At 45.9% G+C, this 15,795-nt stretch carries 16 protein-coding genes; 11 read left to right on the forward strand and 5 right to left on the reverse strand.

What is annotated here, in order from left to right:
• Positions 1 to 181: 181 nt before the first annotated feature.
• Both ACKTSF_RS05880 and ACKTSF_RS05885 read right to left on the reverse strand, forming a co-directional pair.
• Entirely contained in the window at positions 182 to 1,570 is a 1,389-nt protein-coding gene (locus ACKTSF_RS05880; RefSeq protein ID WP_407887511.1) for a class II fumarate hydratase, read from the reverse strand.
• Between the two features lie 144 nt (positions 1,571 to 1,714).
• Positions 1,715 to 2,212 (reverse strand): alcohol dehydrogenase, encoded by a 498-nt coding sequence (locus tag ACKTSF_RS05885; protein WP_407887513.1) that lies wholly within the window; start codon positions 2,210 to 2,212, stop codon positions 1,715 to 1,717.
• A gap of 216 nt (positions 2,213 to 2,428) precedes the next feature.
• Here ACKTSF_RS05885 and ACKTSF_RS05890 point away from each other — a divergent pair, with 216 nt between their 5' ends.
• A complete protein-coding gene (locus ACKTSF_RS05890; RefSeq protein WP_407887514.1) occupies positions 2,429 to 2,800 on the forward strand; it encodes a DUF1304 domain-containing protein in 372 nt (123 codons plus the stop codon).
• Positions 2,801 to 3,278: 478 nt separating this feature from the next.
• Here ACKTSF_RS05890 and ACKTSF_RS05895 read toward each other — a convergent pair whose 3' ends face one another.
• The gene (locus ACKTSF_RS05895) at positions 3,279 to 3,458 is read right to left on the reverse strand and encodes a hypothetical protein (protein ID WP_407887516.1); all 180 of its coding nucleotides are present in this window, start codon (positions 3,456 to 3,458) and stop codon (positions 3,279 to 3,281) included.
• Positions 3,459 to 3,845: 387 nt separating this feature from the next.
• Between ACKTSF_RS05895 and ACKTSF_RS05900 the strand changes: the two genes are divergently transcribed.
• Positions 3,846 to 4,295, forward strand: coding sequence for an OsmC family protein (locus ACKTSF_RS05900; RefSeq protein WP_407887518.1), 450 nt, complete (start codon positions 3,846 to 3,848; stop codon positions 4,293 to 4,295).
• Between the two features lie 58 nt (positions 4,296 to 4,353).
• Here ACKTSF_RS05900 and ACKTSF_RS05905 read toward each other — a convergent pair whose 3' ends face one another.
• Together ACKTSF_RS05905 and ACKTSF_RS05910 are read right to left on the reverse strand one after the other, a co-directional pair.
• Entirely contained in the window at positions 4,354 to 4,530 is a 177-nt protein-coding gene (locus tag ACKTSF_RS05905) for a hypothetical protein (protein ID WP_407887520.1), read from the reverse strand.
• Between the two features lie 59 nt (positions 4,531 to 4,589).
• Positions 4,590 to 5,033 carry a MarR family winged helix-turn-helix transcriptional regulator gene (locus ACKTSF_RS05910; protein WP_125701564.1) on the reverse strand — a complete coding sequence of 148 codons (444 nt, stop codon included), beginning with the start codon at positions 5,031 to 5,033 and terminating at the stop codon, positions 4,590 to 4,592.
• A 141-nt stretch (positions 5,034 to 5,174) separates the two neighbouring features.
• On the opposite strand from ACKTSF_RS05910, the gene ACKTSF_RS05915 reads away from it, so the two are divergent.
• The 9 genes from ACKTSF_RS05915 to ACKTSF_RS05955 all read left to right on the forward strand — a co-directional run bounded on the left by ACKTSF_RS05915 (position 5,175) and on the right by ACKTSF_RS05955 (position 15,615).
• A complete protein-coding gene (locus ACKTSF_RS05915; RefSeq protein ID WP_407887522.1) occupies positions 5,175 to 5,756 on the forward strand; it encodes a DUF5067 domain-containing protein in 582 nt (193 codons plus the stop codon).
• Positions 5,757 to 5,820: 64 nt separating this feature from the next.
• A complete protein-coding gene (locus ACKTSF_RS05920) occupies positions 5,821 to 6,642 on the forward strand; it encodes a LicD family protein (RefSeq protein WP_407887524.1) in 822 nt (273 codons plus the stop codon).
• Between the two features lie 125 nt (positions 6,643 to 6,767).
• On the forward strand, positions 6,768 to 8,297 hold the full coding sequence (locus ACKTSF_RS05925) for a Ppx/GppA phosphatase family protein (protein ID WP_407887526.1): 1,530 nt from the start codon (positions 6,768 to 6,770) through the stop codon (positions 8,295 to 8,297).
• Positions 8,298 to 8,299: 2 nt separating this feature from the next.
• A complete protein-coding gene (locus ACKTSF_RS05930; protein ID WP_407887547.1) occupies positions 8,300 to 10,459 on the forward strand; it encodes an RNA degradosome polyphosphate kinase in 2,160 nt (719 codons plus the stop codon).
• Complete coding sequence (locus tag ACKTSF_RS05935; RefSeq protein ID WP_407887528.1) at positions 10,459 to 11,394, forward strand: Ppx/GppA phosphatase family protein; 936 nt, start codon at positions 10,459 to 10,461, stop codon at positions 11,392 to 11,394. Before ACKTSF_RS05930 ends, ACKTSF_RS05935 begins: the two co-directional genes overlap by 1 nt.
• Before the next feature lie 873 nt (positions 11,395 to 12,267).
• Positions 12,268 to 13,062 (forward strand): hypothetical protein, encoded by a 795-nt coding sequence (locus ACKTSF_RS05940; protein ID WP_407887530.1) that lies wholly within the window; start codon positions 12,268 to 12,270, stop codon positions 13,060 to 13,062.
• A gap of 686 nt (positions 13,063 to 13,748) precedes the next feature.
• The gene (locus tag ACKTSF_RS05945; protein ID WP_407887532.1) at positions 13,749 to 14,450 is read left to right on the forward strand and encodes a hypothetical protein; all 702 of its coding nucleotides are present in this window, start codon (positions 13,749 to 13,751) and stop codon (positions 14,448 to 14,450) included.
• A 9-nt stretch (positions 14,451 to 14,459) separates the two neighbouring features.
• Entirely contained in the window at positions 14,460 to 15,095 is a 636-nt protein-coding gene (locus ACKTSF_RS05950) for an ATP-binding cassette domain-containing protein (RefSeq protein WP_407887534.1), read from the forward strand.
• Positions 15,082 to 15,615: a hypothetical protein gene (locus tag ACKTSF_RS05955; protein WP_407887536.1), complete on the forward strand. Its 534-nt coding sequence runs from the start codon at positions 15,082 to 15,084 to the stop codon at positions 15,613 to 15,615. The genes ACKTSF_RS05950 and ACKTSF_RS05955 overlap by 14 nt, the downstream gene beginning before the upstream one ends.
• Positions 15,616 to 15,795: the final 180 nt, after the last annotated feature.

Raw genomic sequence — 15,795 nt, forward strand, 5'->3', positions numbered from 1 at the left:
TTGTCGGTTAAGACTGCCGTTTGAGCGGTCATTCACCTAATGTTTACGCTTAACAACGACGCTTAGCTGGCGGATACGAGGCTGACAGTGATGTCAGACCAAGTGTTTGATCCTTCTCAGCCGTATAGCGACGGAATCTCTGACAGTCGCAGGTGATACTTCTCAACTCAACCAATAAGCCTTAGTCCAGCGACCGATCGTGGTTGGTCATAGCTAAAGGATTAACCCATTGATCGAACTGTTCCGCTGTCACCTGACCGGATTTGACCGCTGCCTCACGTAGCGTCGTGCCCTCACGTTCGGCCATCTGAGCAATTTCCGCACTGGCATGATAGCCAATGTAGGGTGCCAGTGCCGTGACAGTCATTAGCGAACGGTCCACCAATTCCGCCATGCGATTGGCATTGACCGTCATCCCATGAATCAATTTATCCGCAAAACCAGTGACTGTTCCCGTAAGCAACTCTGCTGATTCCAGGAAGGTCGCAATAATTACCGGCTTGTAGACGTTCATTTCAAAATTCCCCTGGGAGGCCGCCACGGTTATCGTCACGTCATTGCCCATGACTCGAGTGGCCGCCATGGTTAGCGCCTCCACCTGAGTTGGATTGACCTTGCCGGGTATGATGGAGGAACCGGGCTCGTTCGCCGGAATATTTAATTCATTATATCCGGCCCGGGGGCCACTCGCCAGGAAACGGACATCGTTAGCAATCTTCATGAGATCACTCGCTAGCGTCTTCAGACCACCGTGGACCACGTTGATGCCGGAATGCGCTGCTAAGCCAAAAAACTTGTTGGCATGCGCCGTGAAGGGTTGGTTGTACGCCTTGCTGAGTTGTGCGGCGACCGCCGTAGCAAACCCAGGAGCTGCGTTCAGCCCCGTTCCCACAGCCGTTCCACCAATTGGCAACTCGAGTAGTGAATCATCCAGGGATTTGAGGAAATCCCAGTCGTGTTCCAGCATGCTGACCCACCCACTGACTTCCTGGCCAAAGGTCAATGGCGTGGCGTCCTGAAGATGCGTTCGGCCAATTTTAACGACATTTTCATAGGCCGCCTCTTTGACCGCTAATTCATCGATCAGGTGTTGCACGGCCCCCTCCAGCTCACGGACAGCCACACGTGCCGTAATCGCCATCGCTGTAGGAAAAGTATCATTGGAGCTCTGTCCATGATTCACATCATCGTTGGGTAGCACCCCGCTAGTCGGATCGTATTTAATCGTCTGACGGGCAATCACTTCGTTGACATTCATATTGGTCTGCGTCCCGGACCCTGTCTGGTAAACGCGGAGGGGAAAGTCTCGCTGCAAGTCGGCATCGGACAGTGCCAATAGATCCGTCGTCGCACGCCTAATCAGTTGGGCCTTCTCCTCCTGAACCTCACCCAGATCCCGATTAGCCGTTGCAGCGGCCAACTTGATCTGCAATAACGCCCGAATCACCGGTAGTGGCATCAGAGGTCCTGTGGTAAAATTATGGCGGCTACGTTCGGTCTGTGGTCCCCACAAAGCCGTTGCTGGAACCTGTACCGTCCCCAACGTATCTGCTTCTTCACGAAATTCCATGTTACCCTTCCTCTCACGTTTTCAGTCGGTTCCAGCATACCCAATTAGGTAGCTCATCGTCAATCAATTCGGCCCTGACCACCAAAAAAGTCGGCCTTCTCAGACCGACTGCTTGGCTTCTATACGTACTGGTAGATTCGCCGTTTAGCCTTCGGCGGATTCCTTGACCGTTTTAAAATCTTCTTGTTGATTCAATTGTTTCTCCGCTTGCCGTCTAGCAGCAACCGCATCATTAAAGTCGCTAAACGTTTGATTCAAAACGTAACGACCGTGGTAAAATAGACGTGCCGCCCACTTGCCAGAGCGCTTATCGAAGCTGACGCCGATTACCCCAGAAATATTCCGGGAGCTAATCTTTGTGAGTGCGGCAACGTTGGAGCCATTAACCAATGGTAAATTAGTGGCGTTCCCAATTTGTCTACGTGTCCGGGGATCCTTCGTGAGCCGGGCCTTGCTGATGTCTCGCCGGTAACACCCGCAACTGACGGTAATTCCGTGGCGCAGACGATAACTATCAACTGTGACTAGATTGCCACAGCTACATTTGCACAGCCACGTTGCGTTCCCGTTCTTTGCGGTCCCATCCCGCCGGATAACCGTCAGTCTGCCGAATTGTTGTCCACTTAAGTCTAGGAGTCTCATAAATAATTCCTCCATTCAAATTTGCCATAAAGGTTGATGTGACGCGATTCATGTTTCTCCAAAACGCTTGAGCTCCCCTGGCACATATTACTTAATTATTATTCTACACGCCAAACTAAAAATTAGCTTAAAGTCGCAACAAGTTTTTGACTAATTGATGACCCCTGGACATCTTTAATTTTAACACCTAATCGACTTTGAAAGAAGGAATTACTAATGCAAATCATTCTAAATATACTTATTTACGTCGTCGCCATCGAACACCTCGGCATTATGTGCCTGGAAATGTTTGGCAAACCCGAGACTCAAGCGAAAGCATTCGGTATGCCTCTGGAATTCGTTGAACGACCAGAAGCCCACGTCGCGCTTGGCAACCAAGGAATCTATAACGGCATGTTAGGGCTCAGCCTCATCGCTCTTCAGTGGGTCATCACCGGCCGTGCCAGCCTATTAGCAACTGCGGTGCTTCTGATTTTTATCGTGCTCGTCGCTCTTTATGGAAGTTTTACCGCCAAAAAAGAAATTTTCTGGTTGCAAGGAATGCCGGCCCTCGTGACGTTACTCGTTTTACTAATCTTAATAGTTTAAGCGAATCTTTAAATATGTGGTTTACAGAAGTCGGTTGGCAGGTTATAATGAGTTTACATATTCAGGTGAGAGCCTGCCACGGGTCTTCAATCGTTGGAGGAGTTAATTAGACATTTAGCCATTATTAACACCGTTGAAGCCGTACACATACTTCTATTCTGCTGGTTGCGTAAATCGTAACTAGCTTTTTTATTGTATACATACTTAAAATTGTGCCTAAACAAAAGGCGGAGAATCTCCCATTCGGAAGACTCTCCGCCTTTTTCAGCTTAAAAGTGACTCGCAATAATCCACAGCAGAACCATGTGATAGATCACAAAGGCCATTGTCCCAACAAATAGCCAACCCAGTGTGTAATAAACGTAATACATACCTGGATGCTTCATGATGGTGCCCCCCATCTGTTGCGCACAGCTTAACATAAAACAACGAACACCCACAACGCTTACCCCATCACAGCTCAAATATTCGCGGTGGACTAACCAACTGGAGAAGGCTCCCGCCGATTAGCCGCTGCCACGATTGCTTCTTGCTGTGCAATCGTCGCGGTAAATTGCTGCATGATATCGCGCTCAATGACTTGCGCCCCATGTTTCTGCGCCCGCCACGTCATCATCTGAAACCTCTTCCGTTCATTCAACAGTTCTTCTGTTAACATATGGCTCCCCCCAAACATTGCGCCAGTGTTCTGATTCCTGTTGACTACATTATAGCATTTTTGTCCAAGTGGTCTAGGGGGTAATCGCAATTATTACAAAAACTTTACAGAACAATCCTGGTTAGTTTCCCTTGCCAACTAAGGGTTCAAGTCAACTCTAACATTCAAAAAGGTTGAGTGGCAATATCAATTTAATCAATTGGTATAGGTGTCATGTGCAACCGATTGTCTTCACGTCAGTTCTTATCTCGTTGCAACAATTCATTATATCAACGGTCAGTGGTTCACCTCTTAAGAAAGCCCTTCCAAATCGTTGCATTTCGATTGTTTTTTGCCTAAAAACGGCGTAATCTTAAGGTAATTAATCTACAGAAAGAAGGTGCCGTCGTGGCCATTGACCGCGAAAAATTCCCGCCACTCTATCGGACCGTTGCCGCCAATGATACCGGTCTTGAGAGCCATTCATATATCCCCGGTGGTTTGGATGTGTTGACTAGTCACCCACTTAACGATGCGCCTGGTGCCAATCCGGAACAATTCATGGGGTTGGCCCTCAGTACTTGTTTGAACGCCACATTGGAAGCTATCGAAGAACGGCGTAACCTGCCACACAGCTCACAGGTTCACACCATTGTTGAGATGGCCCGAGATATCCATGGCTTCCAATTCTATTTGACCGCCGAAGTCAAGATTCCCGGTGTTGATCATAAGACCGCCGTTTCAATGGTTGATCTGGCCGAACGGCGCTGTCCCGTCGCCAAGCTAATTGGGAATAGTGATAACGTTGTCGTCAAGCTCGTTACCGAATTTTCTGCAGCAACACCAGTCGAGAGTTAAACCAAAAATGGGCCACACTCCCTGACATTGCGTTAGGGTCGCGTGGTCCATTTTCAATTTAGCGACGGGTCAACCGCCCTTTTAGCCGGTGCCACCACGATTTATGCGTAGATGGTTCGCCATACACGTAAGACCTGGTGGATCGGGGCGACCGCTTGTCATCGTGGTCATCATCCATGAAGACAATCTTGCGCCAGCGCTTGGCCTCTTCGTTACTCATGCGCTTTTTGCTCATTGACTTCAATCTCCTTTTATTCCCATCCTTGAGTTATGGGAACTCTCCGTAGCCGTTGACTACTTTTTCATGCGGGTAACCTGACTAAAGTCCTGGATGAATGTCAGAATCTCGTGAGCCCGCTCATTGCCATAAACATCGACCCAGCCTTGAAAACGCTGGTTGATCCGTTGCCGAATCACGCGTTCAGCGCGTTTGCCTGCATCGGTCGCAATCAAGTACAACCGTCGTCGATCGTTTTCATCTGGCTGTTGACGCAAGTATCCCTGCTTTAACAACACCTTAATCTGTCTGGAAATAGCACTCCGTGTGACCTGCCGCTTACTAGCAATGTCCATCAGCGTCACGTCATGATTACGTGTAATCTCCCGGAGAATTAAGTATTGTTCGAAGGAGAGATGAAACTCCTTTGCTGGTTCTGAAACAAATTCATCCAAATACTTGAGTGAACTCATGTAGACGTCAATGAACGCGTCCAATAGCGACTGCTCTTGCTCAGCCATGATTACCCACCTACATTTCTCAAAATACGATTTTTATATTAGCATTTACGCCCAGCAAATACCAGCTTTTTTCATCCAATTTAGCAGGTGGTCTGGACCAACCTATGCTAAAATAAAAGGGTAGCATTGGGAGGGGAAAACATGTATCGATCATTAAAATTTGGAACCGCTTTAAGTCTTCTGCTGTTACTCGCTGGTTGTGGCGCCTCTGGGACCAAGAATACCCAGTCAAGTAGCAGTAGCCGGACGAACCAGACAACTAAGTCTAGTCACAGTCAACGCACACACAGCTCTAGCAGTTCTAGTCAGTCGTCGCAAGCCAAGACCGCCACGTTCGCCAACTCACAGTTCACCATTGGCCACGTGACCTACGATCTGACGGGAACCAACGTCACAGCTAGCGCCACGGCGAACCGCAATTTATTCGTTATCTATTATACCGTAACTAACCGGCAAAGTAAGGCCATCGTGCCTAGCGACCTGTGGGAAAGTTCGGTCAGCGCCAAACAGGACGGTAAAAAGTTGAGCACTGGTAATCTGGCGTTCACCACCAGTCAGACCAAGGACAACAACCTGTTAAATAATACCGTTATGCCAGTCAAAGCTGGAAAAACGGCGAAGGGTCTGGCTATGTTTGAGCCAAAGAACTCGGACCCCGTCAGCGTTACCTTCAGCGACACCCATGGCCAAGTTATCCACACGAGTCACTATAATTTGAACTAATGTCACTAGAGTGCCAATCGCACGAGTCACTTTTAAAATTTTTGTCATTCGGAAAGGACCTTTTATGACGCGATTAATCGACCGGATTCACCAAGTAGAGCTCGGCAACCTGGCGCAACTAATTACCCTTTGTGACCAGCTTCAACTCCCCTATCTCATGATGGGTGGTTCATTACTGGGTACGATTCGCCACCAGGGCTTCATTCCCTGGGACGACGATGTCGATGTCGGACTCCTCAGAGCAGACTACGATCGGCTGCTAACTGCCGCTCCCGACCTACTAGCAGACACGCACTATTTCTTGCAGACACCTGCCAGCGATGAAAATTACGGCTTGAGCTATGCCAAGTTGCTCGATCGCAACACTTACATTGAGGAAAAGAACAATGTCAATGCCGCACGCAAAGGTATCTTCATCGACATTTTTCCACTAGATCGAATTCCATTAGATATCGGGCTTCAACGCGAACAGCTTACAAAGTTTCAAGTTTTGAATACCCGAATTCTCTTCCAGCTGCGCTACCACTTGGTAGACAATCCGCTACGAAAGCTACAGAGTCCCTTGTCACCAGAACAGCTAGCGGATGTCAAAGCGTTGAAGGCTGAACGTCAGGCCCTCATGACCCAGTATCAAGGCGATGAAACGCTTCTCCAGGTCAAGAATCTCGCATCCCAATACAGCTACAATAAGGAAGTCTTCACTGTTGCGGAAGTGACCGACCTAACGCTGATGCCATTCGAGCGTCTCACTGTAGCAGTGCCTAAAATGTATGCTAGCATTTTAACCGGGATGTATGGCGATTACATGGCGCTGCCACCGGAAAACCAACGAACCGAAAAGCACCTGGAGAAAGTCATCATGGATAACCAGGTCTTTACGGAATAACTGTTGGGTTGTAGACAACGTGTTTATCACCCGTTGCTTGAGAGTCTTAGAGCTGACCGTAAAAAACGTCAGCACATCCCGTCCCACCCGTATTTATGAATAGAAATAGAAAGTAGATGAAGTTTATGGCTGATAATTATTTTGGCGCAATGCTCGTAAATGTTTCCAGTATGGAACTGTCAATCGTTAACCTGAAAACCGGTGCCCAGACCGAGCGGGTCAAGTCGACCGTCGCCATTGGGGAAAATATTTACAACCATGAAGAGATTGATTTTGAAACAGTCGCCGAGGCGACAGAGGCACTCCGCGGTTTCCTCCAAGTCATCAAAGATTACGGTGTAACCAATTATCAACTCTGGGGCTCACAAGCTCTCTCCACGGCACCCAACGCCGAATTCATTCGTGATCAGATCTTCGTGCGGACCGGTCTCAGTATCAAGTGGCTCTCCTTGGGGGAAGAGTCGTTCGTCCGTAATGAAGCTATCGCGCTGAAGTTCGATGGCTACCACCACCTGGTCAAGAAACACGCAGCCATCATTGGTCTAAATTCTGGGAGTGCAACCCTGTCCTTCTTCGCTCACGACAATCTGGTGGCCTCACACAACATGAAACTCGGCCCCGTCCGCATCAAGGAAGTCCTGCAAAGCTTGCGGGCCACCGCACCTAACCCAGTCGATGTCCTCGATGATTACATCAACAGTAAAGTCGACGACTTCTATCGATTCCTGCCGGAACGCCTACAGACGGCAAACAATCAAGTTATTTTAATTGGAGCAGCGCCCCTGAACAACTACTTCATCCCGCAAGATGAAGTCAGTTTCACCCTGCCCCTCAAACAATTCAACGAATTCACCCGCGAAGTCATCGGTGCATCTGATCAATACCTCATGGAACGCCTGCACCTCACGGAAGAAAACGTTGAACTTGTCTTGCCCGAAGTCCTCCTGATTCAGAAATTACTCGCCGTAGTCAATGCCGATAAACTTCACCTGGTCAATCTCAACGTGTTGGACGGCTTGACGACTAACCAAGAAATTCTAGCGGGCAATCAGAAGTACCACTTTGAGAATCAGATTCTGGCAGCGGCTGACGACCTCGCACAACGATATCGGGTAGAACCGCACCACATGGAGTTGGTTCGACACTTTGCCCTCCACCTCTTCGATCAGCTCAAGACGCTTCATCACCTGACTACCCGCGACCGCTTGTTGTTGCAAGTTGCCGCTACCGTCCACGATATTGGGGGGTTCATCGACACCCACGAACACTACTTGCACTCAGATTACGTGCTCAAACAATCCGAGATGCTGGGCCTGTCTGCGGAAGAAATTCAGATTATCGCGGCCGTCTCGCGCTATCACAGCACGCGTACGCCGGCGGAGGACATTACCCATTTCCGGCAATTCACGCCAAACAAGCGTCTAACCGTGGCTAAATTAGCTGCGATTCTCCGATTAGCCGACGCCCTCGATGATGCGCACCAGCAGACCATTCAACGCATCTCCGTCTCCGTTCGGACAAACAAGGTCGTCATTACGGCGTTTAGCGACGATGATCTCTCCCTGATTCGCTGGGCATTCAACTACAAGGCCCAGTTCTTCACCGATGTATTCGGTCTGCAACCTGTGTTTAAACAAAGGAGATTACACAAATGACAATGGATTATAAAGACGTCAAGTACTATACCAACCGGGAACTCAGCTGGTTAGACTTCAACGATCGCGTCCTAGAAGAAGCCCGTGACAAGGCCAATCCTTTGTTAGAACGCGTGCGGTTTCTCGGTATCACACAAAGCAACGTGGATGAATTCTTCATGGTGCGGGTGGCTTCGCTCTCAAAGTTGGCGGCGGTCAACTATGCAAACCCCGATGCCTCAGGGATGACCGCCGAAGCGCAATTGCTGGCAGTCAATGCCAAGGCACACGACCAAGTAGTCAAGCAATATTCCACACTGAATCGGATGTTATTACCGCTCCTGGCCAATCTGAACATTCATCTCAGAATTGTGAAGGAACTCTCTTCACAGCAGTTTCGTTTCATTCAGAAGTACTTCAATGATGAGATTTCTCCGGCCCTGACACCCATGGCTGTCGACAGCTCGCGTCCCTTCCCATTCATTGGGAATAACACGCTGAACATTGCCCTGCGGCTTTTCAAGGACGGTAATAAAAAGGACAAACGCTTTGCCACTGTTCAAGTCCCCGACATCTTCCCCCGGACCGTGCGACTACCAGGTGCCGACAATGATTTCATCCTGCTGGAAGACATCATCAAGGCCTTCATCGGCAACCTGTTCATCGGCTACGAGGTCAAGGAAGCCGCGAACTACCGAGTCATTCGGGATATGGACTTGGATGTAGCCGAGGAAGATACCTCTGACCTGCTGAAAGAAGTCGAACAACAGTTGAAGCGCCGGGAACACGGGAGTGCTGTACGAATGGAAGTCGAGGCTGGTATTTCCGATTCTCTGGAGAAACGCTTGGCAACCTCCATTAAGATTGCCGATTACGCTGTCTATAACATCAGTGGCCCAATTGATTTGACCTTCCTGAGCAAATGGACCAAACAGATCAGCAATCACGATGACCAACTCTATCCGGCCTTCACCGCAGCGCAGACACCGGGTGTCACCGCTGATGATGACATTTTCAAGACGATTCGTCACCGTGACGTCTTAGTTCATCACCCATTTGACTCTTTCTCCGCCGTCACCGAATTCATTCGTCAAGCCGCAGCTGATGACGAGGTGCTGGCCATCAAGATGACCTTGTACCGAGTTTCTGCCAATTCACCAATTATCAAGTACCTGGGTTCCGCCGCACAGAATGGCAAACAGGTCACAGTGTTGGTCGAAGTTAAGGCCCGTTTCGATGAGGAAAATAATGTTCACTGGGCCCAGCAGCTGGAAAAGATGGGCTGTCACGTCATTTATGGCTTAATTGGCCTGAAAACCCACTGTAAACTAGCCCTTGTCGTCCGGCGAGAACCTGATGGGATTCGTCGCTACATGCACATGGGGACTGGGAACTACAACGATGTCACTGCCCACTTCTACACCGACTTAGGTCTGATGACGACTAACACCGATATGGGTATCGATGCCTCTAACATCTTCAACATGTTGTCTGGCTATTCCGAACCCCCGTATTTCCACCAGCTCCATATGTCACCCGATGGCATTCGTGAATTCATCGTTTCTAAGATCGATCAGGAAATTAGTAATGCTAAGGCCGGGCAACCCGCTTGGATTGAAATGAAGATGAACTCGCTGTCCGACTCCGCTATGATTGCCAAGCTTTACGAAGCCTCTCACGCCGGCGTCCACATCAAGCTCATTGTCCGCGGTATTTGTTGCCTAAATGTTGGCATCCCCGATATTAGCGAAAATATCGAGGTTCACTCAATTGTCGGGCGGTTCTTGGAACACAGCCGGATCTACGGTTTCGCCAATAATGGTGACCCCCAGATCTATCTTTCCAGTGCCGACCTGATGACGCGGAACCTGAATCGTCGGGTAGAACTACTCTTCCCTATTTTGCAGTCTGACTTGCGGCAACGGGTCTTCGATATCTTTGCCACCCTCTGGCATGATAACGTTCAGACGCGGGTTCTCCTCGCCGATCGCACCTTCACCCGCGTGGACCGGCGCGGCCTCGACCCACTGGATGCGCAAACGACTTTCATGCAAGAAGCCACGAATAAGCGTAAAATCGGTGACGACCATTCCCCGGAAGCAATCAACGCTCCGCGGCAATTCAAACCAATGCTTAGTCCCAAGAATCAACCAAAATCCCCCATTGATCGGAGTCCTCAGTAATGGAAAACTTAGTCGTTATCGACTTAGGTTCAAACTCAGTCCGTATGACCATCAGCGAAATCGATGGTTCTGGTAATCATAAGACCATCGAACAGGTCAAGCGCTACGTTCGCCTATCAGAAAACATGGGCGAGGATCGGATTCTGCAACCAGAATCAATCGCAAGAACCCTCACCGCGCTGGGTGAGTTTAAAAAGATTTACAGTCAACTCGACAAGCCTGACATCCAAGCCGTGGCAACCGCGGCCGTCCGCCAGGCTAGCAATCAGAAACAATTTCTCAAATTGGTTAAAGACAAGCTCGGGCTGTCTTTCAACGTCATTTCCGGCGCAACGGAAGCCCGCTACGATTATCTCGGGGTCGTCAATACCCTCCCAATCGTCAACGGACTCCTGGTCGATACCGGTGGGGCCTCTTCCGAACTAATTCTAGTTCAGAATCACCAAATGAAGCAGGTCGTCTCAATCCCGCTGGGTTCCGTGACTCTATCACAGAGCTATTTGGAAAGTGACGTGATCAAGGCCGACTCCCTCTTTGAGGCGATGACCTTCGTCAATAGCGTCTTCAACGATGTGTGGTGGCTCCGCGAAGCAACGAATCTACCGATCATCGGTCTAGGTGGTGCCAACCGGACGTTAGCCAAGATCAACCGACGCAAGAAGAACTTTCTGAATTTCGAAGACGTCCACGGCTACAAGCTATCATCTGAAGACGTCTACGCGACCCTAATTCAGCTCTTAGGATTAGATCTGGCGGGCCGTAAGAAGGTTCCAGGTTTATCCAAGGATCGGGCAGACATCATCATCGGTGGTCTGATTCCGGTAACCCTGCTCATGCGGCTACTGGATTCCCAACAGATCACATTCTCAAACGCCGGGTTACGGGATGGCATCCTGTTCAACCGGATCAATGAGATTAAGAATGGCGGCAATTAAAGAGTGCAGAAGGAAGCGGTTAGCTGGCGAGCATTAACGTCAATAAGGAAAAAAACCGGGCCTGGATTATTTTCTTATTGGGGTTAAGCGCAACCAGCTGCTTCCTGGCGCACGTTTCGGCCAGATATAATTAGAGAGAAAGTCCCGAGCATTAACGTCAATAAGGAAAAATCCCGGGCCTGAATTATTTTCTTATTGGAGTAAAGCGCAACCAGCTGCCTCTTGGTGCACGTTTCGGCCAGACGCGATTAGACGGGATGCCCAAACCTTTTTATATTTCAATCACAAAAAGACCTCGTCGAGACAATGTAAGCACCTAATAACTGACCATATTGAAATTTAGATTAAACAGCAGAAACTGTGATATAAGGCGCCAAACCAAAAAGCTAGTTGAAAGAGAATCTTCGGATTTTCCTCAACTAGCTTTTTGGTTTGGTCACTTAAAGATATAAGTCTCCATGATCTATTTATTTACCCTCAATTACTGTTGCACTTCAATTGTAAATCTTGGGAAAACTTTTCAAAAAAAGATATAAAAATTCTTGTAACCAGGTTTATGAATACCGATTGCTATTTATTAATAGCAAAATTCGATGAAGGTTATCAATCTGGTATATACCATTAGTCAAAAAAAAGATTTGGCTTTTAACACAAGTAGAACATACATATGTACCAATCACAAAACCGCAAGTATCGATAAATTTTAAGCTTACTCATAAGTATACAATTATGATATAAGTATATTTATATGCTCTTCAAACTCAGATAATGTGCAGTTGCATCTCTAAATAACTTCTGTATAGTACGAGGTGCGGAGATCAGCAAAAAACTAAAAATAGAACACCAGTCAATAATTAGATCGGAGTATGTCAATTGTCAACTTTATTGTACCGGTTAAATAAAAAGACGTTATTGTCTATATTTGCCATTGCCTTACTTCTTCCAAGTATTCAGGCCTATCAAATACTGCGGCCATTTACCCAACAGACCAATTCGTTTCATTCTTCTCCATATACACTCTGGATGGGAATTGATAGTTTTCATTTTTCAGCATTTGCCTATTACCTGGTCCTGCCACTAATTGCTGCAATGCCAGCAGCAACTTTGATCAAAAAGGACTTTAATAATGGTTTTTTCATGCAAGTAAAATTAAAAACCACTTTGAAACAAGTGCTTCGAAATTATTATGTTTTGTCTTTTCTATTAGGTGGTCTTGTCGTCACACTGCCACTACTGATCAACTTTACAGCAATTGCCTTAAAGGTACCTAGCGTGTTCCCTGATAATTTATTGAACCAAAACATCTTAGTCATCAATCGAAATACTTTGCTAGTATCGTTGTACTATAGCCATCCCTTTGTTCATTATTTACTGAACTTAATGATGGTATTCCTTTGGGGAGGCTTATATGCCCTGTTTACGACTGCACTATCATTGATTTTGACTAATCGTTTCTTTGCTCTTAGCGTCGGATTGTTGATACAAATGGCCTTATTGTTACTCCAAGGTTTGCAAATGACAGAGTTTAGCTCATCCCCTGCAGATTTCCTTAAAGAAACAGCGATGTCAGATGTCAGTTTTGGGACAACTTTAGCCACTACCCTTGTGACTGTTGGGATAACAATGGCGCTTCTAAGAATAGGTGGGAAAAAGCTCAGTGATCTTTAACGTCTTTAAACAACAAGTACACTATATGTCTCTTTACGTCAAGGTATTTGGAATTGCCAATATCATAGTCGTTTTGCTTGTCGCATCTAACCTTATGGCCACAGTTGGTGAGCCAATTGTATTTAACACGGTATACGCACAAATGTTTAGCAAATTTGCAATCGGCATAACCTATTTACCGCTTACCTTTTTGATCGCTATATCCCACATTAGCTATCGGTTCTCTGACTATTTAACCATTGGAACCAGACAGATATTGTTTTACCAGATACTATTTCAGTCTCTTCTAGCACAGTTCATCTTATGGATTCCATGGGCTATATTAACAACCGCAAGTTTCGTGGGCCTAAGAACAATTACAGATCTTCAAAGTCTAGTTATTCTCTTACTAGGCCTAGTTCAAGTCTACTTTATCCAACTTTTTCTAGTGCTTATAGGCCTAATCGGATTCATGTTAACTGCCCAAAAACCAATTGGTATTTTCATTGCCATATCAATCAACCTATTATTTTTTAGTCTACACCAAGTAGGGATTAGTATCCCATTCTGGAAATTTACGGATTCTGAAGTTCCCTTTGTTAAAGTGATTAATTGCCTTAGTTTGTTACCCATGCTATATATTATTTCCGCGATTCTAAACGCGATTGTAAAAGGTAGGGATTATTAAAGTGACTAGATTGATGTACGTGCAATTCAAATACCTAATGTCACACGTCCTTCAACGCTTTTTATGGCTCACCGGCGTTTATGTAGCTGCAATTATTCTCTTGAAAATACGGTTTCATTCTTACAATTCCATTTTAGAAGCCACTACGAATGGTCCAAGCTTTGAAATGATTAAAACAGGTCACCCCTACCTACCTATCTTCTGGATACTCTTATTAGTACTGCCCATGTTTATTATAGGCGATAGTTTTAATCAAATTCATCAAAAACTGCTTTGGCAAATTAAAAGCCAGAGATTCACAAAAAGGCAGGTCGGATTAATTAACTTATCATTCTTAGTCTTGCTAGTCTTAGGTTACATTGCCGTAATCCAAACAACTATGATATCGGTTGATCTCATTTCTCTAGGATTCGCTGGCTTTTTAAAACACCATTTGATTGCACAATATCTGGCCTTTAACCTTATGCTGTTTATGTCGCTACTCTCTCTTCTCGTCGTTCAACAACTATGTGGCTGGATTTATAGGCTCTTCCTGTTACTTGTACCAATACTTCTAGTTGTCTATACTGCATTTTCGATAAACACGCTAAATCCCTTAAATCTGACAATGGCTTCAAGAAAAATGATAATGCCTCATACATCAATCGTTGAATTGCTAGTTGGTTCCCTGCTGTTGAGTATGACGTACGTGTTGATCTATGGAAAATTAGAAATGAAATGAGCGAAGATAATGAATTTAATCGAGTTAACTAATGTTAATAAAGTCGTAAAAGGCCAAACATTGCTAGACAATGTCTCCCTAACGGTTAAAAAGGGGGGGATTACAACTCTAGAAGGAATTAATGGTTCTGGAAAGACCTTGATTCTAAAATCCATTTTAGGCCTAATCAAAACAACTGGTGAAATTAAAGTTAATGGTGAATTGGTATCAGTAAGTAGTCGATTTCCAGTTAGAGCTGGCGCATTAATTGAATCTCCCAGCATCATAGAAGAATTTTCAGCATTTAAAAATCTTGAACTCATTGCTAGATTACAAGGGAGCATCAATGAAGACAGTATTCTAAATTCATTGACTAGATTCGACTTACCCACTGACAAAAAGAATCGGGTTAGGAAATTTTCGCTAGGAATGAAACAAAAACTGGGTATCGCACAAGCAATGTTAGGAAGCTGTGACTTAATTGTCTTAGATGAACCTACTAATGCGCTGGATGAAGAAAGTATTCAGAAATTAATAGCCTACATTCGTGAAATAAACTTGATGGGATCAACATTTTTAATTACATCTCACGATCGTGAGTTTTTAGAAAATATAACCTCACAGCGAATAAAGGTAAAGGCTGGCAGAACATATGAAGAAACGTAATTTAACACTATATAGCCTCGTAATCCTCGTGTTTTTGGGCGCAATCAGCTTAGGTGTTTGGCAGTACACCAGGATAAACAGTGGGTCTAAGCACCCAGTAAGTGAAAAACTATTTTCCCAGAATAAATGGGTAAATGCCCCACAAGTTAGGTTCAAAGTTTTAAAAGTCGTGACGGCAACCGGCGCTGCTGAAAAACGCGCGACTGTCACCATGCGAATTAAGCAGCTAGCGCCCGGAAATTATGGTGCCATGAAAGGAAACTCCAATATTCTTAACAGTATTTGGATCAATATTCCTTATGGTTTTAGTAATATGAGTCCTTGGATGAAAAATACTGATGGAACCCGCTTTACGCTCAAAGAGTTAGACAACGGCAAAGATCAAGTCGCAAAATTTTATTTTACAACCCCCTCTTTTAATTATAAATACAGAGATGCACCTGCCCGACTAAGTATTTTGATACCAGATAATGCAAAATTTGATCATTATACAAAGTACTCCATGCTCGTGGACTTGTAGACTTCAAACATATATTTTGAACCCTTCTAAACGCAGTTTCCTAAAAAAATTGCGGTTCTAAAATATCTGTTGTTGGTAATCAAATGAATTTGATTACTGGCAACGGATATTTTTGTATAATCAAAGAATGTAAAAAAATGTACAAAAAAGGGATATAGTCGCAGACCTATATCCATCCAC

This window comes from Levilactobacillus muriae (genome assembly GCF_045862015.1).
GTDB classification, from domain to species: Bacteria; Bacillota; Bacilli; order Lactobacillales; family Lactobacillaceae; genus Levilactobacillus; species Levilactobacillus muriae.

Excerpts from the sequence above, each read along its gene's own strand:
- ACKTSF_RS05880 (WP_407887511.1), bottom strand. The coding sequence starts at position 1,570 with ATGGAATTTCGTGAAGAAGCAGATACGTTGGGGACGGTACAGGTTCCA.
- ACKTSF_RS05885 (WP_407887513.1), bottom strand. The coding sequence starts at position 2,212 with ATGAGACTCCTAGACTTAAGTGGACAACAATTCGGCAGACTGACGGTT.
- ACKTSF_RS05890 (WP_407887514.1), top strand. The coding sequence starts at position 2,429 with ATGCAAATCATTCTAAATATACTTATTTACGTCGTCGCCATCGAACAC.
- ACKTSF_RS05895 (WP_407887516.1), bottom strand. The coding sequence starts at position 3,458 with ATGTTAACAGAAGAACTGTTGAATGAACGGAAGAGGTTTCAGATGATG.
- ACKTSF_RS05905 (WP_407887520.1), bottom strand. The coding sequence starts at position 4,530 with ATGAGCAAAAAGCGCATGAGTAACGAAGAGGCCAAGCGCTGGCGCAAG.
- ACKTSF_RS05910 (WP_125701564.1), bottom strand. The coding sequence starts at position 5,033 with ATGGCTGAGCAAGAGCAGTCGCTATTGGACGCGTTCATTGACGTCTAC.
- ACKTSF_RS05915 (WP_407887522.1), top strand. The coding sequence starts at position 5,175 with ATGTATCGATCATTAAAATTTGGAACCGCTTTAAGTCTTCTGCTGTTA.
- ACKTSF_RS05920 (WP_407887524.1), top strand. The coding sequence starts at position 5,821 with ATGACGCGATTAATCGACCGGATTCACCAAGTAGAGCTCGGCAACCTG.
- ACKTSF_RS05925 (WP_407887526.1), top strand. The coding sequence starts at position 6,768 with ATGGCTGATAATTATTTTGGCGCAATGCTCGTAAATGTTTCCAGTATG.
- ACKTSF_RS05930 (WP_407887547.1), top strand. The coding sequence starts at position 8,300 with ATGGATTATAAAGACGTCAAGTACTATACCAACCGGGAACTCAGCTGG.
- ACKTSF_RS05935 (WP_407887528.1), top strand. The coding sequence starts at position 10,459 with ATGGAAAACTTAGTCGTTATCGACTTAGGTTCAAACTCAGTCCGTATG.
- ACKTSF_RS05950 (WP_407887534.1), top strand. The coding sequence starts at position 14,460 with ATGAATTTAATCGAGTTAACTAATGTTAATAAAGTCGTAAAAGGCCAA.
- ACKTSF_RS05955 (WP_407887536.1), top strand. The coding sequence starts at position 15,082 with ATGAAGAAACGTAATTTAACACTATATAGCCTCGTAATCCTCGTGTTT.